The organism is Paenibacillus sp. LS-5 (assembly GCF_056121505.1).
In genome coordinates this window covers 39,774-61,521 of record NZ_JBWAVA010000025.1, presented here as the reverse complement: position 1 = coordinate 61,521, position 21,748 = coordinate 39,774, and the positions used below count along the sequence as shown (strand labels likewise).

25 protein-coding genes and 1 riboswitch are annotated in these 21,748 nt (G+C 47.7%); of the genes, 23 read left to right on the top strand and 2 right to left on the bottom strand.

Annotation, left to right across the window (positions count from 1 at the left end):
- The first annotated feature begins 438 nt into the window (after positions 1-438).
- Positions 439-852 carry a hypothetical protein gene (locus AC0MA3_RS24835; RefSeq protein WP_474658156.1) on the top strand — a complete coding sequence of 138 codons (414 nt, stop codon included), beginning with the start codon at positions 439-441 and terminating at the stop codon, positions 850-852.
- An 82-nt stretch (positions 853-934) separates the two neighbouring features.
- Here the strand turns inward: AC0MA3_RS24835 and AC0MA3_RS24830 are convergent, their stop codons facing one another.
- Positions 935-1,459, bottom strand: a complete 525-nt coding sequence (locus tag AC0MA3_RS24830) for a hypothetical protein (RefSeq protein ID WP_474658155.1) — start codon at positions 1,457-1,459, stop codon at positions 935-937.
- A 210-nt stretch (positions 1,460-1,669) separates the two neighbouring features.
- On the opposite strand from AC0MA3_RS24830, the gene AC0MA3_RS24825 reads away from it, so the two are divergent.
- From AC0MA3_RS24825 to rsmI, 10 genes are all read left to right on the top strand, one after another.
- Positions 1,670-1,855, top strand: coding sequence for a sigma factor G inhibitor Gin (locus AC0MA3_RS24825; protein WP_379164076.1), 186 nt, complete (start codon positions 1,670-1,672; stop codon positions 1,853-1,855).
- A gap of 214 nt (positions 1,856-2,069) precedes the next feature.
- Entirely contained in the window at positions 2,070-3,629 is a 1,560-nt protein-coding gene (locus AC0MA3_RS24820) for an aminotransferase class I/II-fold pyridoxal phosphate-dependent enzyme (RefSeq protein WP_474658154.1), read from the top strand.
- Positions 3,630-4,271, top strand: a complete 642-nt coding sequence (gene tmk, locus AC0MA3_RS24815) for a dTMP kinase (RefSeq protein WP_379164070.1) — start codon at positions 3,630-3,632, stop codon at positions 4,269-4,271. It begins immediately after the preceding gene.
- 116 nt (positions 4,272-4,387) lie between these two features.
- Positions 4,388-4,717 (top strand): cyclic-di-AMP receptor, encoded by a 330-nt coding sequence (locus AC0MA3_RS24810; RefSeq protein ID WP_020427905.1) that lies wholly within the window; start codon positions 4,388-4,390, stop codon positions 4,715-4,717.
- Between the two features lie 41 nt (positions 4,718-4,758).
- Complete coding sequence (locus tag AC0MA3_RS24805) at positions 4,759-5,199, top strand: YaaR family protein (protein ID WP_379164067.1); 441 nt, start codon at positions 4,759-4,761, stop codon at positions 5,197-5,199.
- 17 nt (positions 5,200-5,216) lie between these two features.
- On the top strand, positions 5,217-6,191 hold the full coding sequence (holB, locus tag AC0MA3_RS24800; protein ID WP_379164064.1) for a DNA polymerase III subunit delta': 975 nt from the start codon (positions 5,217-5,219) through the stop codon (positions 6,189-6,191).
- A gap of 140 nt (positions 6,192-6,331) precedes the next feature.
- On the top strand, positions 6,332-7,132 hold the full coding sequence (locus tag AC0MA3_RS24795) for a PSP1 domain-containing protein (RefSeq protein ID WP_379164061.1): 801 nt from the start codon (positions 6,332-6,334) through the stop codon (positions 7,130-7,132).
- A 30-nt stretch (positions 7,133-7,162) separates the two neighbouring features.
- The gene (locus tag AC0MA3_RS24790; RefSeq protein WP_379164058.1) at positions 7,163-7,528 is read left to right on the top strand and encodes an initiation-control protein YabA; all 366 of its coding nucleotides are present in this window, start codon (positions 7,163-7,165) and stop codon (positions 7,526-7,528) included.
- Positions 7,529-7,626: 98 nt separating this feature from the next.
- Positions 7,627-8,400 (top strand): tRNA1(Val) (adenine(37)-N6)-methyltransferase, encoded by a 774-nt coding sequence (locus AC0MA3_RS24785; protein WP_474658153.1) that lies wholly within the window; start codon positions 7,627-7,629, stop codon positions 8,398-8,400.
- A complete protein-coding gene (rsmI, locus tag AC0MA3_RS24780) occupies positions 8,397-9,299 on the top strand; it encodes a 16S rRNA (cytidine(1402)-2'-O)-methyltransferase (protein ID WP_474658152.1) in 903 nt (300 codons plus the stop codon). The genes AC0MA3_RS24785 and rsmI overlap by 4 nt, the downstream gene beginning before the upstream one ends.
- 364 nt (positions 9,300-9,663) lie before the next feature.
- On the opposite strand, the gene AC0MA3_RS24775 is transcribed toward rsmI, so the two are convergent.
- Positions 9,664-9,918, bottom strand: a complete 255-nt coding sequence (locus AC0MA3_RS24775; RefSeq protein ID WP_019914502.1) for an AbrB/MazE/SpoVT family DNA-binding domain-containing protein — start codon at positions 9,916-9,918, stop codon at positions 9,664-9,666.
- Positions 9,919-10,224: 306 nt separating this feature from the next.
- On the opposite strand from AC0MA3_RS24775, the gene AC0MA3_RS24770 reads away from it, so the two are divergent.
- The 12 genes from AC0MA3_RS24770 to glmU all read left to right on the top strand — a co-directional run bounded on the left by AC0MA3_RS24770 (position 10,225) and on the right by glmU (position 21,732).
- Complete coding sequence (locus AC0MA3_RS24770) at positions 10,225-11,508, top strand: HD domain-containing protein (protein ID WP_474658151.1); 1,284 nt, start codon at positions 10,225-10,227, stop codon at positions 11,506-11,508.
- A 54-nt stretch (positions 11,509-11,562) separates the two neighbouring features.
- Positions 11,563-12,333 carry a TatD family hydrolase gene (locus AC0MA3_RS24765; protein ID WP_379164046.1) on the top strand — a complete coding sequence of 257 codons (771 nt, stop codon included), beginning with the start codon at positions 11,563-11,565 and terminating at the stop codon, positions 12,331-12,333.
- Between the two features lie 198 nt (positions 12,334-12,531).
- Positions 12,532-12,760, top strand: a riboswitch (cyclic di-AMP (ydaO/yuaA leader).
- A gap of 291 nt (positions 12,761-13,051) precedes the next feature.
- Entirely contained in the window at positions 13,052-14,212 is a 1,161-nt protein-coding gene (locus tag AC0MA3_RS24760) for a ubiquitin-like domain-containing protein (RefSeq protein WP_379164043.1), read from the top strand.
- 165 nt (positions 14,213-14,377) lie between these two features.
- On the top strand, positions 14,378-14,929 hold the full coding sequence (rnmV, locus tag AC0MA3_RS24755; protein WP_474658150.1) for a ribonuclease M5: 552 nt from the start codon (positions 14,378-14,380) through the stop codon (positions 14,927-14,929).
- A complete protein-coding gene (rsmA, locus tag AC0MA3_RS24750; RefSeq protein WP_379164037.1) occupies positions 14,926-15,810 on the top strand; it encodes a 16S rRNA (adenine(1518)-N(6)/adenine(1519)-N(6))-dimethyltransferase RsmA in 885 nt (294 codons plus the stop codon). The genes rnmV and rsmA overlap by 4 nt, the downstream gene beginning before the upstream one ends.
- A gap of 102 nt (positions 15,811-15,912) precedes the next feature.
- Complete coding sequence (gene yabG, locus AC0MA3_RS24745) at positions 15,913-16,815, top strand: sporulation peptidase YabG (protein ID WP_379164034.1); 903 nt, start codon at positions 15,913-15,915, stop codon at positions 16,813-16,815.
- A 247-nt stretch (positions 16,816-17,062) separates the two neighbouring features.
- On the top strand, positions 17,063-17,338 hold the full coding sequence (gene veg / locus AC0MA3_RS24740; protein WP_019914493.1) for a biofilm formation stimulator Veg: 276 nt from the start codon (positions 17,063-17,065) through the stop codon (positions 17,336-17,338).
- 126 nt (positions 17,339-17,464) lie between these two features.
- On the top strand, positions 17,465-17,641 hold the full coding sequence (locus AC0MA3_RS24735) for a small, acid-soluble spore protein, alpha/beta type (protein WP_379164031.1): 177 nt from the start codon (positions 17,465-17,467) through the stop codon (positions 17,639-17,641).
- Positions 17,642-17,897: 256 nt separating this feature from the next.
- Positions 17,898-18,752 carry a 4-(cytidine 5'-diphospho)-2-C-methyl-D-erythritol kinase gene (ispE, locus tag AC0MA3_RS24730; protein ID WP_379164027.1) on the top strand — a complete coding sequence of 285 codons (855 nt, stop codon included), beginning with the start codon at positions 17,898-17,900 and terminating at the stop codon, positions 18,750-18,752.
- Between the two features lie 103 nt (positions 18,753-18,855).
- A complete protein-coding gene (gene purR / locus AC0MA3_RS24725; protein WP_474658149.1) occupies positions 18,856-19,683 on the top strand; it encodes a pur operon repressor in 828 nt (275 codons plus the stop codon).
- A gap of 185 nt (positions 19,684-19,868) precedes the next feature.
- On the top strand, positions 19,869-20,156 hold the full coding sequence (spoVG, locus tag AC0MA3_RS24720; RefSeq protein ID WP_020425826.1) for a septation regulator SpoVG: 288 nt from the start codon (positions 19,869-19,871) through the stop codon (positions 20,154-20,156).
- Between the two features lie 172 nt (positions 20,157-20,328).
- On the top strand, positions 20,329-21,732 hold the full coding sequence (gene glmU, locus AC0MA3_RS24715; RefSeq protein ID WP_474658148.1) for a bifunctional UDP-N-acetylglucosamine diphosphorylase/glucosamine-1-phosphate N-acetyltransferase GlmU: 1,404 nt from the start codon (positions 20,329-20,331) through the stop codon (positions 21,730-21,732).
- Positions 21,733-21,748 lie beyond the last annotated feature (16 nt).

The following is a 21,748-nucleotide window of genomic DNA, read 5'->3' as shown; positions in this document are numbered from 1 at the left end:
GCGCCGATGGTACTTGGACCGAAGGGTCCTGGGAGAGTAGGACGCCGCCAAGCACTGAAAGCCATTGTTGAGTAATCGACAGTGGCTTTTTTTGTTATATATCTGCATAGGCTGTAGTAGGAAAATTACTATGACTTCATCAAAATTGAAGCAATCTGCGGATTATAGTTATATGGAGGCTGGACTTCAAACATTATCTATGGAAAGAAACCATTAGAATGATTTCAAGTTCCATATATATTAGTCTAAATTACAAAAAAATAAATAAAACGCTTTCAATTGAGTGACATTTTTGTTACCGACGAACTTTCTGTTCCAAGTATAATAGAAAAGTGCAAATATTAAGCACATCCTTAATACGAATGAACTACTGATAAATTCTTGCAGTGAATTTTCTTGTGTCTTTAGATGCATGGCAGTGGTAAGGAGGATTTAGGTATGAAGCGAACCCGACTTTTATGGATAGTATTCATTCTTTGTATAGTAGGTGTAATGCTGGTTGGTTGTGGAACGAAGGAGCCTGCCTGGGATACCTTTGAGGGAGCCCTTAACGAAAAGAGTTTTCCTGTTCCTAAAGAAGCTAATTCTACAGATCGAACAACTAGTAATGTAGCTATGGACTATGTCCGTTATTCTATGCCTCATCTTAAGGAAAAGGAGGGTGTGCCGGAGCCTTACCGCAAGGCCATAGAAGCCTGGGGCTGGGAAGAGCAAAAGGAAGAGGATTCGACAAATTCCCGCGTTTATCAGAAGGATGAAGTGATTGTACACTTAACCGTGCATAATGGTTATTTTATAGTCATGATTCCAAAGGAAAAGAAAGCATCAATTAAAGGAATAAAGACAAAATAAACAAACCGGCATCCTCAGTAGGATGCCGGTTTGTTTTTGCTGCAGATGCAGTATATGTTGCCTTATGTAAATAATCAAATTTCTATTGTGAGTAATAAGAAGCATCGGTTGGAGTAAACTTCAACATACCGTCCTTTTGTTCACGGTGAATACGGAATAGGATATACAACTTGGGTAAGAGCATCCATAGATGGAATACCGCTAATGACACGGTGAAGGCCAAAGGTACCCAAACGATAAAGAGTGCAGTGATGGAAAGCCCGATCCAAAGGTTATGAAGTTGTACTTTGCGGAAAATGCCATAATTGATGTATTGGTCGGGCATATAACCTGGCCAGGGCAGACGGAAGGACATTTTCCACCGTTTTGCAATGGGATGTCCAGAAATTAGGAGTACAGAACGTGAGATCACATACTGAATCCACAGAATGACAGGTGCAGCAATGGTCATAAACAGAATGCTCCACCAGGAAAGGAAAAGGGTCTCTAAAACGACACAGATAATAGGGAGCGCCATATAGACACGCAGCCAGGCGGCGGTAGTGTTGATTTTTTTGATTAGTTTGTACTGATAGAAAGTAGCTGAACCTTTGTTGTTTGCTTCCATATGAAAGCGCTGACCTCCTCACAAGTCCTTATGATACTAATATCGGCGGGGGAAGGCATTTTATTAAACTGAATTAGCCATAAGCACCGTTTGGGCTGCTGATGAATACATATATTTTGAGCCAATGCAGGATAGGAAAAATCTATGAAAAGGTTTAAAATGATAGAAAGTGTATCATACTGTTCTTAAAAGAGTCAAGGTGGGATGGTAATGGAACAGCAGACCGATCAAGCCTGCATCATTTGCGGGCAGATGAAAGAAGAAGGAATCGTGATTGTCTCGCATTTTATTTGTGTGGATTGTGAGGCTGAGATGGTACGTACAGAGGCTGAAGACGCCAAATACCGCTTTTTCGTGGGCCGGATGAAGAAGATTGATCTGCAAAAGAATGCTTGAACGAAGCAGGTAGGCTTAGATGATAATAGGCGCACAATTAGATGATTGGCCTAATTAGTGTTAGCAAGCTTAAGAATCACCCATATAACGGCTTCACCGGTGCTTTTGACGGGAGGAGCTGTTTTGTTATGTGATTAAGCATTTTGGCCGAAATATAGGCGTTTGGACATATTTGCGTTAAAATAGAAGGGAACCCCCAGGGAAGGAAGAAAAGATGGATAGATTAGAGCCTGGCAGGGCACCTGTATATGAAATGCTGGAACAATATAGAGCTAAGGGTAATATCTCTTATCATGTACCTGGACATAAGAACGGAGAAGCTTATCGAGGGCAAGGAAGTGCCGGTTTCTTAGGTGAGGTGATGAGGTACGATGTAACTGAGATTACAGGAACCGATGACCTTCACCATCCCGAAGGGGTAATTAGGGAAGCTCAGGAGCTCGCAGCAGATTGTTTTGGGGCGGAGGAGAGCTTTTTCCTGGTTGGGGGCAGTACTGCCGGTAATTTGGCGTTAATACTTACGGTGTGTCCTGAGCCTGGAATGACGCTTATTCTTCAGCGGAATGTTCACAAGTCTGTTATCCATGGCTTGATGCTGGCTGGGGTGCGTGCTGTTTTTGTGGAGCCGCAGATGGATAGGCACAGCGGTCTTATGATTGCTCCGGAGGCTGATACGGTTCAGGCTGCACTTGCAGCCTACCCAGAGGCCACCGCCGTCCTGGTCACCATGCCGAATTACTATGGCATGGGCAGTGATCTGGCGCCCCTCGCACAGGCCTGCCATAACAGCGGTATCCCGCTGTTGGTGGATGAAGCGCATGGGGCGCATTACGGACAGCACCCGTCGCTGCCGGCGGGGGCGCTAATGTGTGGCGCGGACGGTGTCGTGCAGTCCACGCATAAGATGCTGCCGGCGCTGACTATGGGCGCCATGCTGCATGTGCAAGGGCCATGGCTCGACCGCGCGCTGCTGCGGCAGCGGCTGGCCATGGTACAGAGCTCCAGCCCATCATACCCCGTGATGGCTTCGCTCGATCTGGCCCGCCGGCTGGTGCACCGCCAGCGTGCCGGGGCCTTCACGGCGGGACTCGCCGCCGTGGATGTACTGCGGCGCGGCCTGGCTGCGCTGCCGCGCTACGGGCTGCTGCAGCCGGCAGAGCCGCTGCAGCCGGGCTGCGGCGCCGATGATGCAGGCGCCGCCACTGGGATGCCGCCGCGAAGCACGGCGGCGTACAGCACCCAGGACCCCTTTAAGGCGGTCATATATGACGCCGACGGAGTCCTGGGGGGCTTCGAGCTCCAGCGCAGGCTCGAAGCAAAGGGCATTGTGCCGGAGATGAGCGACGACCGGCACGTGGTGCTTGCCTTCAGCCTTGGCTCGAAGGCAGAAGATACGGAACGGCTGCTGGCTGCGCTGCGGCAAATAGCTGATGAGCCAGCAGCTGAAATGGCTCCGGCTTCCGCAAAAAATTCCACGTGGAACAATTTCACGAATAATTTGATTTCGAGTCCTGTGTTATTTTCGATGAAACCAGTGAATGTATTGGAAACCGAAAGTATAAGGCTTGAATATAGTACGGGTAGAATGGCGGCAGAGATGGTAATACCTTATCCGCCAGGAATTCCACTCTTATATCCAGGAGAAGAGATAAGCGAAGATATTTGCAACCGGCTTATCGGACTTAGCCAGGGAGGAGCCAAGTTCCAGGCCTGTGCGGATCCGGCTCTACAACATATTCTGGTTTACAACATTAAGAAAGGCGGAGACGCATAAGTGGCACAAGAAGGTTTCTTTATTACTCTGGAGGGAGGCGATGGCTCCGGAAAAACAACCGTACTCGGCAGGGTAGCAGCCTATCTACAGAATCATTCCATGCCTTATCTGATTACCCGCGAACCTGGCGGTATTGAAATTGCCGAGAAGATCCGTTCCATTATTCTAGATCCGGCCCACACAGCGATGGATGCGCGTACGGAGGCACTGCTGTATGCAGCATCCCGAAGCCAGCATTTGGCAGAGGTGGTTGAGCCCGCGCTCAAAGAAGGACTTACCGTGTTATGCGACCGTTTTGTCGACAGCAGCCTGGTTTATCAGGGCTATGCTAGAGGACTGGGTATCGAAGAGGTAAGGAAAATCAATCAGTTTGCTACCAGCGGACGAACCCCCGATCTTACATTTTATCTGGATGTGGACCCGGAAGTAGGGTTATCACGGATTGCCGCCAATGAGGAACGGGAAGTGAACCGTCTCGACTTGGAGAGCCTGGCTTTTCACCAAAAGGTTAGAGAGGGTTACCGCCAGGTCATAATGTCTGACCCGGAGCGGATTGTGGTGCTTGATGCCAACCGTCCTATTCACATGGTGGAGCAGGATATAGTCCGTATACTGAAAGAACGTATATTAAAGGATTTTTAGAACGTTTTGTCTAATTAAACTAAGTGTACAAGATTAAATGCACGTTTTTGAAGAATGTCTTGTACAAAGGGAATATATGAAGTGAACTCACAAAACTTTTAGGAGGGAAAGCGAAGATGAATCTGATCATTGCAATTATCCAGGATAAAGACAGCAACCGATTGTCGAGTGAACTAGTCAAAGCAAACTTTCGTGCAACCAAACTAGCCAGTACAGGCGGATTTCTACGGGCAGGTAACACTACATTTATGATTGGTGTTGACGACTCTCAGGTGGAAGCTGTATTAACTGTCATTCGCAACAGTTGCAAGGTACGTGAGCAGCTTGTCACCCCGGTGACTCCAATGAGCGGTACGACGGATTCCTATTTACCGCTTCCCGTAGAGGTTCAAGTAGGCGGAGCGACCGTATTTGTGCTTCCTGTCGATCGTTTTGAGCATTATTGAGTATAATATAGATAAATTCTCACTAAAGGGCGGTGGAACCTTTGAAAATCAATCCCGGCTACAGGCCATTGAAAAGTGAGCTGCCGACTGCAGGAGCGGGAAGGCCCGTTCAGCAGAAAACCTTTACTGATATATTTCAGCAGCAAGGTGAACAAAAGACGATAGATGAGCTGAACCAGAAGATCAAGGATATTCAGCAACAGGGAGACCGTCTTTCCAAATCTATGACGGTCCGTGAACTGTCCATCTACCGGAATATGATCAAAAAATTCCTGGAAGAAACTGCCCGCCGGGGTGTTGTTCTGAAGGAAACCAAGGGCTGGGACCGCCGGGGGCGGGGGAAACGCTACAAACTGCTAGAAGAAATAGATGCAGCTCTGCTAAATATGGCTGATGAACTGCTGGAAAGTGAGCAGGGCCGTATTGATTTGCTGGGGCGTGTTGGAGAAATCCGTGGAATGCTGATTAACCTTTCTTTTTAAAAGACTTGGAGGAATGTATGTCTTTTCATGATATATTAGGCCAGGAGGATGCTAAGCGTCTGCTTCAAAACGCTCTGCGTAAAGATGCAGTGAGCCATGCCTATCTGTTCACAGGACCATCAGGAAGTGGTCAAATGAAGACGGCGCTTATGTTCGCCCAAGCTATATTTTGTACCACCAGTGAAGATGATGCCTGCGGTGAATGTCTGGAATGCCGCAAAGTAGAGCATGGCAACCATCCGGATTTGTCTCTGCTTAAGCCTGATGGTGCAAGTATCAAAATCGACCAGATCCGCGAACTGCAACGCATGTTCTCTTACCGCTCAGAGGGTGTTAACCCTAAAGTGTATATTATAGAAGGAGCGGACAAAATGACGGTTCAGGCCGCAAACAGTCTGCTTAAGTTTTTAGAGGAGCCCCCTGCACCTGCGGTGGGCATTCTGATATCCGACAACAGCAGTTCCCTGCTGCCGACAATACAGTCCAGAACACAGCGCATTCCATTTAGTCCTCTACATCCGGACATGATGCTTCAGGCACTGGCTAGTGAAGGGGTTCCGGTACCACTTGCGCGATGTGCGGTATCATTAACTTCAGGACTTGATGGCTGCAGGGAACTTTTGGCACAGAATTGGTTTGCAGAAATGAGAAATCTAGTGTTACAATTAGCAAAGGAGTCTTTGGGCAAGGGCAGCTCCGCAGTAGCAACTGCCGGGCAGAAGCTGTTCAAGACGGGACTCAGTGAACATTTGGATATCCTGTTCAGCATGTTCCACTTATGGTTCAAAGATATGCTTTACTTCCTGTACCGAAAGCACGAAAGTATCGTTTTCATAGATCAGTTAGACTTTATCTCCAGACATGCCCGTCAGCGGAGTACCGAACAATGGGTGGCCTACATGGAATTTGCTGCAGAGAGTGAGCGCAAGCTGCGTTCCAATGCCAATGCCCAATTGTGTCTGGAGCAGTTCCTAATCCGATTGGAAAGTTAATGGGTTAGTTTTGATATATCCTCCGGATCAACGCTTCAGCCTGGAAAAATGGTTTAACGGATGAGGAAGGACAAGCATGAATCACCAGGGAGCGGACTTGCTTTAGGGTTCCTTTTACCGGCAAACAAGGGGGTTAATTTTTGTACAGCGTAGTAGGTGTCCGCTTTAAAAAGGCGGGTAAAATATATTATTTTGATCCGCTCGATTTTCCGATTGAACGGGATCAATGCGTGATTGTGGAGACAGCAAGAGGTGTCGAGTACGGTAAGGTTGTCGTAGGGAAAAAAGAGGTGCAGGAAGCCGATGTAGTATTACCTCTCAAAAAAGTCATGCGGATTGCCGGTGAAACGGATGCACGCGTGGTGGAAGAGAATAAAGGTGCTGCTAAGGATGCTTTTACTACCTGTTTAAATAAAATTCGCGATCATGGCCTCAAAATGAAGCTTGTGGATGTGGAATTTACGTTTGACCGCAATAAGATTATTTTCTATTTTACTGCTGAAGGCCGTGTAGATTTTCGTGAGTTAGTCAAGGATCTGGCCAGCATCTTCCGTACCCGTATTGAGCTCCGACAGATTGGGGTGCGTGATGAAGCCAAGATGCTCGGTGGGTTAGGGCCTTGTGGCCGGGTGCTCTGCTGCTCTTCCTGGCTTGGAGATTTCGAACCGGTATCCATAAAGATGGCAAAGGACCAGAATCTCTCACTGAACCCTACAAAGATCTCGGGTCTTTGTGGAAGACTTATGTGTTGCCTGAAATTTGAGCATGATAATTACGAAAGTACAAAGGAAGAAATGCCAGGTGTGGGCAAGCTAGTCGTAACCTCACTGGGTGATGGTAAGGTCGTAGGCATTAATGCTGGAAGCCGTACAGTTCATGTGCAATTGTTTGAAGTGGGCAAAGTTAAGGAACTTCCAATGGATGATGTTGTCGTCAAGTAAACCATATAAGGTTACTTTCGGGGTGGAAACTTGGAGAAGCTAAATATATTTGCACAAATGCAGGAGATGGAAGCGCAGATGGAAAACATGCGCTCAAGTCTTGGAGATTGGAAGTTGGCGGTTAAGGAATTAATGGAAGCCAATCAAAGGCTAAGTCTGGAGAATGAACAGCTTCGTAAAATATTGAAGCGGGAAGCGCCCTTGGACCCTGCTGCCCATTCTGCTGAGGCGGAGGCTCTGTTGGCCGCTAGCGAGGGAGCCGGAGAGGTTGTCGGGGAAGGTTATGACAATCTGGCGCGGCTCTATCATGAAGGCTTTCATATCTGTAATGTCTATTTTGGGCATTTGCGTACAGAAGGTGACTGCTTGTTCTGTCTTTCGTTTCTTAATAAATGAGCAAATCCAGCCGTAGGAGATTTACGCCTACGGTTTTTTTTGAATTTACAGACGTTTAGGTTTCGAAGTCAGTATGGTTTCGAGAAATGGAGAACACTATGACAAATTCTTTTAACGATAACCCAGTTCCTTTACATAATGGGGAGCGGGTAGATGATTTACTCACACATGATTTACGGATTATTCAAAGCGACGAGGTATTCAGTTTTTCAATGGATGCTGTGTTGCTTGCACGATTCGCCAGTGTACCACCGCGGGGTAAAGTGCTCGATCTGTGTACTGGAAATGGCGTAATTCCGATGCTTCTTACCACCCGTACCAAAGCTTCCATAGAAGGTATTGAAATTCAGCCCCGTCTGGCAGATATGGCCCGTCGAAGTGTAGCGATGAACGGTCTGGAGGATCGGGTAATTATCCATGAAGGCGATTTGCGTGAGCTGCATCATACGGCAGGATATGGGGTGTATGATGCGATAACGGTTAACCCGCCCTACATGCCGCTAAATGGGAGTGACCTTAAAATGAATACTCATCAGGCTATGGCCCGCCACGAGCTGGGCTGCACCCTCGAGGAAGTCATTCAGGCCTGTGTTAGGCTTGTCCGTACCGGAGGGAAGGTAAGTATGATTCATAAGCCACAGCGTCTGGTGGATATCATCAGTCTGATGAGACAATATCGACTGGAGCCGAAGCTGATTCGTTTTGTTCATCCCCGTGCCCATTTGGAGGCCAATATGGTACTAATCGAGGCAGCACGCGACGGCAAGCCTGAGGTGCGTTTACAACCTCCACTGATCGTATATAATGAGGACAATCAATACTGTCCGGAAATTCTGGATATCTACTACGGAGCTAAAGAGGGTAAATCATGATGATCTCGTGCCAAAGCAGCTTTCAAAACAGGAATGAAGAACAACAAAAAGGGACAGGCTCACTGTATCTGGTGGGCACACCCATTGGTAATTTGGAAGACATGACATATCGTGCTGTTCGCACTTTGCAGGAATGCGACATTATTGCCGCGGAGGATACGAGACAGACCCGTAAATTGCTCAGCCACTTCGAAATCACGCCTTCGATGCTATTCAGTTATCACGAGCATAATAAGGCAGCGAGTGGACCAGAGCTTATCCGATATATAATAGAAGGTAAAAATCTGGCATTGGTTAGCGATGCTGGTCTGCCTGCCATTTCTGACCCTGGAGCTGATCTCGTAGCGCTTGCGATCAGCCATGGGATCCCCGTGATTCCGATTCCCGGTGCTAATGCGGCACTGTCTGCTTTGATTGCTTCTGGCCTGCCCACAACCACCTTCACCTTCATCGGGTTCTTGCCAAGGGAGCGTAAGGATATTCGTAACGTGCTGTCAGGTCTTCGTTCGGCACAAGGCACCCTGCTGTTCTATGAATCACCGCATCGTGTAGCAAAAACTTTGGCCCATCTGCAGGAGACTTTTGGTAACCGCAAGATTGTACTCGCCCGTGAATTGACAAAACGGTACGAGGAGTTCCTGCGTGGCAGCATTGAAGAGTGTCTGGTATGGTTGTCAGAGCATCCACCGATGGGTGAGTACGTGATTGTGCTGGAGGGTGAGAGCAAAGAAGAGGCCGAGCTTGCCGAATCTTCCTGGTGGCGTGAACTCAGTATCGAAGAGCATGTAACGCATTATGAAACTTCCGGGCTGTCACGTAAGGATGCTATGAAAAAGGCAGCTTCAGACCGCGGGTTGGCAAAACGGGATATTTATAATGCACTATTGGAGAGAGAATAAGGAAATATCAACGAGGAAATATCTGCACTCTACCTATATATTGGCAGAAAGTTATTCCTTATATTAGTTGTAAATGTAGTTTCTACATTTATATATATGGTAAAGGGTTAATTTCGAGTATAAATCTGGGTATAAGTGTAGCCAAGCGATTCCCGTAGGGAGAGCCAGCATCACAGTTAGACTAGCTTCTGAGTGTCCAGAGGACGGGAGCCCTTAGGGCCCTCCCTGTAGGGAGGGTTTGGGAGGGTAAACCTCAGGAGGGTAGAATTACATAAAAAATACCTCCCGCAATAACGGGAGGCCAAGGAGATATAAAAAGGTTAGAATTAACAATTTGATTAGTTCTTATTATAACCTATTTGCTTTAATTTGTCACAGGGGTAGGGATAGCAGAAATGCATTCGTGACAAACAATTTTACCTTTGAAATAGGTTACATTTTCCGCATTGCCACAGAATATGCAAGCAGGCTCATATTTTTTAAGCATAATGCGCTCACCGTCCACGTAAATTTCGAGCGCATCCTTTTCACCGATGCCCAGTGTACGGCGCAATTCAATTGGAATAACAACCCGTCCTAGCTCGTCTACTTTTCTAACGATACCTGTTGATTTCATCATTGTAATCGTTGCTCCTCTCAATGTTCAAAAGCGTCATTATTCGACAATGTTCACCGTTTTATGATACTTATAATACCAACCATTCCCAAAACAGTCAACCTTTTTTACTGTCGAGTTCAAGCTGAATTCGAAAAAAACTTTTGTAAGGCTTATAAATAAAGAAAATCTTACGAAAACTGCAATAAAGTAATTTGTCGATTTGTAAATTGAAAAAGTGTCATTATTCGACAAAGTGCGACATTATCTACTATTATAACCTTAATTTCAACTGATTTCTATTCTTATTATCTAAAGGAGTTGAACTTAATGATGCAACCGCTGACAGAAGAAAAGGTTTTTAAAGATCCGGTACACAATTATATTCATGTTCAGGACACGATTATCTGGAGATTGATCAATACCAGCGAATTTCAGCGCTTGCGTCGAATCCGCCAGCTTGGCACCTCCTATCTAACCTTCCACGGGGCTGAACATAGCCGCTTTTCCCACTCTCTTGGAGTTTATGAAATTACACGGCGGATCATCTCCCAGTTTGAACGAAGCGGGTACAAGGATTGGATGCCGGAGGAGAGCCTGCTCACTTTATGTGCTGCACTCCTGCATGATTTGGGACATGGACCGTTCTCCCATTCTATAGAAGAAGCTTTTGAAATGAATCACGAAGACTGGACATGCAGAATTATACAGGAGAACACAGAAGTCACTGCCATACTGCGAGAAGTGAGTGAAGATTTTCCGCGCAAGGTTGCATCTGTGATTGCCAAAACGTATGAGCATGAAATCGTGGTCAACCTGGTGTCGGGTCCTCTGGATGCAGACCGTATGGATTATTTGCTGCGTGATGCCTATTATACGGGGGTGAATTATGGGACAATCGACATTGATCGTATTCTGAGAATGCTGCGTCCTTATAATGGACGGGTTGTCGTAAAGGAATCAGGTATGCATGCCATCGAGGATTATCTGATGTCACGTTACCAGATGTATTGGCAGGTATATTTTCATCCGGTTACACGCAGCTCGGAGATTATTTTGCGCCAGATATTCCGCAGGGCGAAAGAGCTTCTACAGGAGGGGTATAATTTCCGTTTTATGATCAATCCGCTCAGTGATTTATTTGGTGGAGAGATTAATGTGGAACAGTATTTACTGCTGGATGAAGCCTTGGTACAGACTGCATTTATGCAGTGGACTCTGGAATCCGATGAAACATTAGCTGACTTGTGCAGCCGATTTATTCATCGTAAACTGTATAAATATGTAGAAATGGATCACCTAGACTCGGAGACGATTGATGAAATCCGCCTCAGTTTTGCGGGGGCCGGGCTGCATCCTGATTACGATCTGGAGATTGATTATCCGACAGATCTTCCTTATGATGTTTTTCGTCCAGGGGAGGGTTTTGACAGCAAACAAATTTTGCTGCTGGACCGTCATGATAAACTGCGGGAGATCTCTGAGGTATCCGATATAGTCCGTTCGATCAGCGGTATTCACCGCGGCCGGTATCATCTTTATTTTCCGCAGGATAAGCTACAGAATGTGCTTACACAGCTGCCTGTTTCCATTGCTGAGATCTTTGCAAAATAATACAAAAATTTCTGGAATTCATCATAGAAAACAATACTGAAAGGATGATTCAGCATGCGCTTATTCGACACACATACTCATCTGGATGCACCGCAATTCGACGAGGACCGCGAGGAGGTTATTGCACGCGCTTTAGAGGCTGGAGTCAGCAAGATGATTAATATTGGATTTAATCGGGAAACGATTCCAACGACAATGAAATTAGCAGAAACGTATGATTATATTTATGCAGCAGTAGGCTGGCACCCCGTGGACGCGATTGACATGAAGGAGGGGGATATGGACTGGATTGCCTCTCTGTGCAGCCATAAAAAGGTGGTGGCTATCGGAGAAATCGGGCTCGATTATTATTGGGATACTTCCCCCAAAGAAATACAGCAGGAGGTATTCCGCAAACAGATTGGTATGGCACGGGAACTAAAAATGCCTATCTGTATACATAATCGTGATGCGCACGAGGATGTGGTACGGATTTTGAGGGAAGAGAAGGCAAATGAGATTGGCGGTGTCATGCACTCCTTTTCGGGGAGCTGGGAAACGGCTAAAATGTGCCTTGATCTAGGGTTTCATTTGTCCTTTGGTGGACCTGTAACTTTTAAGAATGCCAGAGTGCCGAAAGAGGTGCTTGCGCAGACTCCAATGGACCGGCTTTTGATCGAAACGGACTCTCCATATCTCACGCCCCATCCCTTCCGTGGGAAGCGAAATGAGAGTGCATATGTGAAGCTTGTCGCCGAGGCAGCTGCGGAAATAAAAGGAATTGATTTACAGGAATTAGCTGAAATAACGTATGCGAACGCACTGGAACGATTTGGGATTGTCTGAAAACGGGAGTAAATCCGGTGAAAAAAGAAGTATAGCCGATATATTAAACTTTTTTAATAAAAAAACGGCCGATTATTACAATATTTTAATGATTTTTTTGCGTAAACGTGGTTGAATCGTGCTTTACAACATGCATCAAAACAGGATATCATCTTTTCAGTGAAGTGAGCTGTTGTTACTGTGACAGTCACATTTTCATGGATCGTCTCGCTGAGTCTCCGTATGGAGAACGGGGGAACCAATAATGATCTGCCGCATGTCCGTACATAGGGTACAACACAGAAATGCCGCAGACTTTATTTGATTTCTTCACGTGGTCTTTGGGGTGAATTTGAGGGCAACCGCCGTGAGCGGGTGACCTGAGATAGGGCGTCTCTCTTATGCCCGAACCCGACAGCTAACCCCGTAAGCGCAAGTAAGAGAGGAAACCTCGTGCATAAACATTCCCGCGTATTCTGACACCCGGAGAGCCACGAAAGAGTCCTCTGTGAACTCTTTTTAGGCTTTTTTTGTTTTTTGAATAATGCGAATGTTTCCAGCATACTGTTGTATAACAGATGTCTGGAGTAGCTATGCCGAGCAGGCGATCCATGAGCAGGAAACGCTAAAGCAATGCGGGCGTATCCTGTGCAATCTCAAACCTAGTTTCGTCAGAAGTGATACAGTCACCTTTGCTATACAACTTGGACGACGGGGCTATGTAAGGAGGATGGAGAGAATGGGCGTATTCCAACCAGAAGTATCCCATGATTCGCAATCATCCAGCAGGTCTTTCGCATTACGGTGGAAGCAAGTGAATCCTCGCGTACTTTCACTTGCAGGCGCGGCATCAATCGTTATCGCGCTAGTAATTCTGCTGTACGTACACGGTCAAAGCTTTAAAGAAATAACTTTAGTAATAGATGGAAAGGTACAGACGCTGGAGACGCGGGATACGCTGCTCAGTGATGTGCTGGCAAAAGAACAAATTTCGCTGCAGCCGCAAGATGCATTATCTATTGGCCTTAGTGATGAAATAAAAGACGGCGACCGTGTCGTAATCAACCATGCGCAGGCTTTTAAGCTAACAGCGGATGGAACAACCAAAACGCTCTACACAACCGAAGACACCATCGGTCAGGCGATTGACAAACTGGGCATCAGCCTGGAGAGCTATGACAAGATTTACCCTTCTCTCAACACCGCAGTTTCTGCCGACATGGAAATCAAAATTGTCCGGATTAACAAGCAAGTGGTACAGCGGACAACAAATTTGCCTTTCCGGGTTATTAAAACCGCAGACCCCTCCCTGACAAAGGGAACTGTAAGAGTTGCGCAAGCGGGCAAACCGGGCGTTATGGTCCAGCATATCGAGAAAATCTATCAAGATGGCGAGCTGGCATCTATGCGCATGGTGGGCAAGGAAGTACAGACGGTTACCAAAGACAAAATCATTGCTATTGGTACCAAAGCACTTCCCAAGGCTGCTGTAGCCACTACTGCAACTTCCAATTCAACCACTACCACAAAAACATCTAAAGTCAGCACAAACAGCAACAATGTTGCGAGCAAAGCAGGTATAGATTTTGAGTACAAAAAAATAATCAAAAATGTATCCATGACGGCTTATTCTTCTGAAGAGCCAGGGATTGGTACACGTACGGCCTCCGGCACACGCGTAACGGAAGGTCGGACCATTGCTGTGGATCCAAACGTAATACCTATCGGCTGGTGGGTGTATATTGAGGGTCTTGGGTTTCGCCGTGCAGAGGATACCGGCGGTGCCATTAAAGGCAACAAGGTGGATGTCTACTATGATTCCCTGAGCAATGCCCGTAACTTTGGGCGTAAATCACGTACAATTTATGTGATCGGGCCTGTGAAGCCAGAGCTGAATTAAGCAGCAGTTTTTTGCAAATTAACAGTTAATAAGATATAGTGAGGGTAGCAATTAAGACTGTTACGGAATTTCAGAGCCTACCGCTCATCACTTATACATTCTTTAGCCAATAAGAAGGGGAGCGAATCCTCTTCTTTTTGCGTTGCAGAGTAAGGAGTTTAGAAAATGATCAAGGAATTAATCGTTGTGGAAGGTAAAAGCGATACAGTTGCCATTAAACGAGCTGTAGAGGCGGATACCATTGAAACAGGAGGTTCAGCAGTGGACCGCAAAGTGATCGCAAAGATTGCACTGGCTATGGAACGCAGAGGGGTCATTATTCTAACAGATCCTGATCATGCCGGTGAACGCATCCGGAAGATTGTGTCTTCCAAGGTGCCAGGCTGCAAGCATGCGTTCATACCTGAAAAAGACGCTACCCGTAAAGGTGACATAGGAGTGGAAAACGCTTCTCCGGAGGCCATTCGTCACGCTCTTAAGCATGTTCATACTTCCTTTGAAGGTGCCCCGGCTCTGATTGGGCTCGAGGATCTGATGGCTGCAGGAATGATGGTGCATCCGCAGGCAGCGGAACGGAGAATGGTGCTGGGTAATCTGCTGGGGATTGGATACTGTAACGGTAAGCAGTTGTATAAGCGGCTGGCGATGTTTGGCATAACACGAGAGGAATTTTCAAATGCTCTCGCGCAAATTGATCAGGGAGGCATTACCTCATGAGTGGCAACAATCATATTTCATCGCCGGTACGCACTAAGGAAATCATTCAGCGTTACGGATTCTCCTTTAAAAAAAGCTTGGGTCAGAATTTTCTGATTGACCAGAATATCCTGGACAAAATTGTGGATGCTGCGGGTCTGGATCAGGCAGCCGGTGCACTGGAGATTGGGCCAGGGATTGGCGCTTTGACTGAAAGGCTGGCGCTATCCGCTGGAGCGGTAACGGCAGTTGAGATTGACCGGCGGCTAATCCCGATACTGCGGGATGTCCTCTCCGCTTACCCGCATGTCAAAATCCGGAACGATGACGTGCTGAAGGTGAATTTGCAGGAATTGTTTGCTGAGGATTTTGCGGCTGTGGAAAGAGTGAGTGTGGTCGCCAATCTGCCGTATTACGTAACCACTCCAATCCTCATGAAGCTGCTGGAAGAAAAACTGCCGCTCGATAATATCGTCGTGATGATCCAAAAGGAGGTTGCTGAACGCATGGCAGCCTCACCTGGCGGGAAAGAATATGGTAGCCTTAGTATAGCTGTGCAGTATTATAGTGAACCTGAACTGGTCTGTATGGTGCCACGCACGGTGTTCATTCCACAGCCAAATGTGGAGTCTGCGGTGATCCGTCTTAAAGTGAGGGAGCGTCCGCCGGTAGAGGTTGCTGATGAGAAGCATTTTTTCGAGGTGGTACAAGCTTCTTTTACACAGCGGCGTAAAACCATTGCTAATAATCTCAAAGCCCGGTTTTTTCCGGAAGAGGGACGTGAACGTTTGGAGTCTCTGCTAGCCGAGGCAGGAATCGAACCAAGCCGCCGCGGGGAGACGCTCAGTCTTGAGGAGTACGCCCGGCTAAGCGCCGTGCTGCTTACTGCTGGAATCGGGTAGATAAGAAAAACGACCTTAGGCCTTTCATATCGTTCAAATCAGTACCAATGAAGAACCAACCGGGGACTTTGCCCATACGATGGGGTAGGGGTGGTGTTGGAAATGAATTTAGGAGACTTGGTCGTTCGCAAATCTTACGGTGGCGATGTAACGTTTCGGGTGGAGAATATTGTGCATAACGGGGCAGTTATCAAAGGCACTGAATTCCGCTTGTTGGCGGATGCGCCTTTGGAAGACTTGGTGCAGGTGCCACCTACCGGTATTACCGAGCGGGGACAACAGGCGCAGATTAAGGCTACGGAGTCGCTAACCCGGCTGCGCAAAGACCGGCAGGAGCAGAGTCAGCGGAGCGGAGCGTCTATCTTCGGGGGGAGGCCCCAGTCTCCCCAGGAGCTGGCCTACTTTGAAGTACCGGGTAAGGTGCTTCACCTGGACGGTGATGCACTGTATTTGAAGAAGAGTCTCAGTCTGTACGAGCAGCTGAGGATCCCTGCCGAGGGACATCATATCCATGAGTCCAAGATGGCGGAAACGCTGTACCGGCTGTTGCCGCGTGTACGTCCGGATATAGTAGTCATTACCGGACATGATGGGGTACTCAAGCAGCAGCATACTTATGATCTATACAGCCTTAATAGTTATAAAAATTCTCAAAACTTCGTTGCAGCGATTGGGGTCGCGCGCGAATATGAGCGGAATTTTGACACACTGACGATTGTAGCAGGAGCCTGCCAGTCGCATTTCGAAGCACTGCTCGGCGCAGGTGCCAACTTTGCCAGCTCGCCTGGAAGAATACTGATTCATGCCTTGGATCCAGTCTATATAGCAGCAAAAGCATCCTTTACTTCCATCAGGGAGTCCGTCAGTCTGGGGGATGTGCTGAACAATACGATCAGCGGAAGCCAAGGGATGGGCGGAATCGAGACCCGTGGCAGCTTCCGAATTGGAATGCCCCGCCTGCAGAATCTGTCTACCCTAAAGGTGGCACCTTCGGTGATCATGTAGCTGATACTATGCAAATAGACCCTTCAGAAAGGCCTCGTGCGAGCGGGGCTTTTTTTGGTTATGCTGTTTCTTGCTTTTAAAATCAAAACTCTGATATTACTGCTAACAAGGATTTAATGTCAGCCTTGCTAGATCCCAAAAAAATTCCGTTGACAACGTTTTTGTCATCATCTATAATTGTTTATTTGATTTGACAATCATTACAGAAAGTTGTATAATGGACAAGGAAAGAGGTGGTCGTCAGGCAATGGCTAATAACGCGCTGTTGGAAATTAAACGCAGTCTCGAAGCTCACGTCGGTCATAAGATCACGTTGCGTGCAAACGGTGGCCGTCGTAAAACCGTTGAACGCACCGGTGTCCTGGAAGAAACGTACCCTTCTGTATTTATTGTCAAACTGGATCAGGAGCAGCAAACCTTCAAGCGAGTCTCCTACAGCTACGCCGACATACTTACCGAATCTGTGGAAATCACAGTTTGCGAAGATGATGGGCAGATGCGGATTATGTATATTAAAGCTTAACGATTTATGGCAGTCTCCTGCAGGGAGGCTGTTTTTTGTTATCCATCTGAATGGCCTTCCCGCCTTGGCAGCATACTAAAGCAGCAACAATCTTGTCATCCACCATTTTTAGGAGGGATTTCGGATATGAGCCGTAGAAGGCGGGGAATGATGTCTGAGGAATTGAAGACGGAGCTGGCCAAGGAATTGGGTTTTTACGAGACGGTAGAACGCGATGGTTGGGGTGGAATCAGAGCCCAGGATGCCGGTAATATGGTCAAAAGAGCAATTCAGCTGGCTGAGCAGGCCGCACGCAAATCTTAATTAAGTACGTGCAGTGACTGCGTAGCGAGGGGCGCTGCCATCATGGCAGTGCCTTTTTTGTTATGTGCTGAACTTTTGATAAAATATAAGGATTTATATGTTTCACATCATCAATCATCCTTATATTTCCCGCTGAAATGGTACCGTCCTTAAAAAAAGGACGATAAACCTTTTCTACTTGATGGACTTCGTTACGAGTTTCTCATATAATATGTTAAGTTGTTTTTACGGGAAAAGCTGAGGGTGGGTGAACGCCTTGAAAATGTATGAAAAAGCGCCAGCAAAAATCAATCTGATGCTGGATGTGCTGCATAAACGCGCGGATGGCTTTCATGAAGTGGAAATGATTATGACCATGGTCGATTTGGCGGACCGCTTGGAACTGTCTGAGCTGAAACGGGACTCTATTATTATCTCAAGCCAGGCTGGATATATTCCACTCGACGAGAAGAACCTTGCCTTTCAGGCGGCGAGGCTTATTAAAGACCGTTATAACGTGAGGAGCGGCGTGCATATTCATCTGGATAAAAGAATCCCGGTGGCTGCCGGCCTTGCTGGCGGCAGCAGTGACGCCGCAGCAACGCTGCGCGGCCTGAACCGGCTCTGGCGCCTTGGCATTCCGGCACAGGAGCTACAGGAACTGGGCGCCGAGCTGGGCTCGGACGTCCCGTTCTGCGTTACAGGCGGCACTGCCCTAGCAACGGGCAGAGGCGAGCGGCTGACTCCTATCCCGAGTCCGCCGCAGTGCTGGGTCGTCCTGGCCAAGCCGCCGATTAATGTATCGACGGCTGAGGTGTACGGACGCGTACGCGCGAACAGCATCGCTGTGCATCCATCAGCATCCCGTATGCAGGAGGCAATCGCCGCAGGCGATTTCGAGGCCGTCTGCGCTGGACTCGGCAACGTGCTGGAGGATGTCACGCTGAAGCTGCATCCGGAAGTGCAGCAGTTGAAGGAAGCTATGATCAAGCTGGGTGCTGAGGGCGTACTCATGTCCGGCAGCGGGCCTACGGTATTTGGCCTGGTGTCGAAGCAATCGAAGGTAGCCAGAATTTACAACGGGCTGCGGGGATTCTGCAAAGAAGTATACGCCGTGCGTTCGCTGCACTAAGTACACGCTATTGACGGCAATCCAGTGGATCTCCATGCTTGTGTAAATCCGTACAAAAGTGATATTATTTTTAATAATATTCGGTTTTGGCGAGGAGCATTCCGTGAAAAAACTTAAAAGAAGCCAACGTTTGGTAGACATGACCCAATTTTTACTTGAAAAACCGCATGTTCTTCTCCCGCTCTCTACATTTGCAGACCGGTACGGGGCGGCGAAGTCATCTGTTAGTGAAGATTTGGCTATTATAAAAGAGGTATTTGAAGGGGAAGGCATGGGCGAATTGCAGACACTGGCTGGGGCGGCTGGAGGTGTGCGCTATATTCCGCGGATGCCTACAGACATGGCGCTGGCTTTTGTAGACGATCTGTGTGGGCAGCTTGAACATAGTGACCGTATACTCCCGGGCGGCTATTTGTATATGTCTGATCTGCTTGGGCTTCCGTCGCTAATGGAGCAGGCTGGTAAGATCATTGCTACAGCCTTCTATGGCGTTGAGATCGATGTCGTTATGACCGTGGAGACCAAAGGCATTCCTCTGGCCTATGCCACGGCAGCGCAGCTGGGATTGCCTGTAGTACTGGTACGCCGCGACCATCAGGTGACGGAGGGTTCAGCCGTAAGCATCAATTATGTCTCGGGATCGCATAAAAGCATACATACGATGTCGCTGTCCAGACGGGCGTTACGGGAAAAGTCCAGAGTGCTGATTGTGGATGACTTCATGAAGGCAGGCGGAACTGTACGCGGTATGGTCGATCTTCTGGGTGAATTCAATGCCGAGGTTGCCGGGGTAGGTGTACTGGTTGAATCCGGAGCGGTTGAAACCGAGGAGCGTCTGCTCCATGACTACGTTTCCCTGGTGAAGTTAAGCGAAGTGGACTCTAAGGAACGGCGGATCTCTGCACATCCGGGGAATTATTTTTCCGCTTGATCGTTGGCTAAAATGTCGAATTCGTGAGGAAAACACAGAGAAGTTCACGAAATCTGTCGAAAACGGTGGGTAGGCAAAAATAATCTTCTTAATCAGGTATTTTATGGAATCGAAAAGAAGGAATTCGCATTGCTGTGTGGAATTATACACCAAGTCTCTGATGGAAAAAGGTGGTGAACACACACATGCAAATTACGGATGTCAGACTCCGCCGCGTTAACTCTGAGGGGAGAATGAAAGCAATCGCATCCATTACAATCGATAACGAGTTTGTTGTTCATGACATTCGCGTCATCGACGGTAATAACGGGATGTTCGTTGCTATGCCCAGCAAGCGTACACCGGATGGTGAATTCCGCGATATCGCACACCCGATTTCTTCGGGAACACGCGAGAAGATTCAATCCGCGGTTCTGGCCGAGTATGATCGCGCCGCTACTGAAGAAGAAGAGGTCATTGAAGAGGGAGCATAAGCTAGGCGCTAACTCTGAAAGGACGGCTGCCCTTACTTGGGTGGCTTAAGGCCATACCGTTTTTTTATTGGGGTTCGAAGAAAAGGGAACCATGCCTTCATGGTTCTCTTTTCTTTTTGCCTGGAATGCGATATATTCAGTAGTGAGCTAAAGAAGTAGGAGGTTGGCATTCTTGAAAAGAATGGCTGTTGTACTTGCTGCAGGTCAAGGCAAGCGCATGAAATCTAAATTATACAAAGTGCTGCACCCCGTCTGCGGCAAACCGATGGTAGGGCATGTACTGGATACAGTAAAAGCGACCGGATGCCAGCGCACCGTTGTAGTTGTCGGACACGGCGCGGAGAAAGTTAAAGCCTACGTGGGCGAGAATGCGGAATATGTGCTTCAGGAAACGCAGCTGGGTACAGGCCATGCTGTAAAGCAGGCTAAAGACCTTCTCGGTGGCGAAACAGGCACAACTGTTGTAATCTGCGGAGATACACCGCTTGTGACAGCGGAGACGCTGGAGGGGCTTATGGCTCTGCATGAGGGCCAGAATGCGGCTGCAACCGTACTTACAGCTGTCATGGAGCAGCCTGCAGGCTATGGAAGAATTATTCGCGGTGAAGATGGCGGCGTGTTGAAGATCGTAGAGCAGAAGGATTGCTCTCCGGAGGAAGCTGCTGTGAATGAGATCAACACGGGAACCTATTGTTTTGATAATGCCAAGCTGTTTGCAGCTTTGGAGAAGGTTACGAATAGCAACAACCAGCAGGAATATTATTTAACCGATGTTATCGGCATACTCCGGGCACAGGGGGATATCGTTCTGGGATATCAGGCTCATGATGCTGCGGAGTCTATTGGCGTTAATGACCGTTTGGCCTTGTCGGAGGCTGAGGGATTAATGCGCCAGCGCATCAACCGTCAGCACATGCTGAATGGGGTAACCATTATTGATCCTTCTTCAACCTATATCGCAGCAGATGTGACCATTGGTGCAGATACGACAATTTATCCAGGAACCATCCTGAAAGGAAAGACTGTCATTGGTGCAGACTGCAGCATCGGGCCGTCCAGTGAGATTGAGGATTGTATAATCATGGAGGGTGCTCAGGTGAAGCATTCCGTGCTCAATCAGGCTCAGGTTGGCGCAAGAACCTCTGTTGGACCTTTTGCTTATTTGCGTCCAGGCGCTGTGCTGGGGGAAGAGGTTAAAATCGGTGATTTTGTGGAGATTAAGAATGCTAGCATTGGGGATGGCTCCAAAGTGTCGCATTTAAGCTATGTTGGTGATGCGACAGTTGGCAAGAATGTAAATATGGGCTGCGGTGCAATTACCGTTAACTATGACGGCTACAATAAAGCAAGAACCGAGATTGGCGATGATGCCTTTATTGGCAGTAATGTGAACCTTGTAGCTCCGGTTACAGTGGGTAAAGGTGCGTTTGTTGTTGCCGGGTCTACCATTACACGTTCGGTTCCAGAGAATGATCTGGCTATTGCCAGAGTAAGGCAGGAGAACAAGCCAGGGTACGCCGAGAAGATCCGTGCCAAGGCCAAAGCTAAGAAAAAAGGCCAGTCGAGTCCATCGTAGAGTGCTAGAAGCCAAA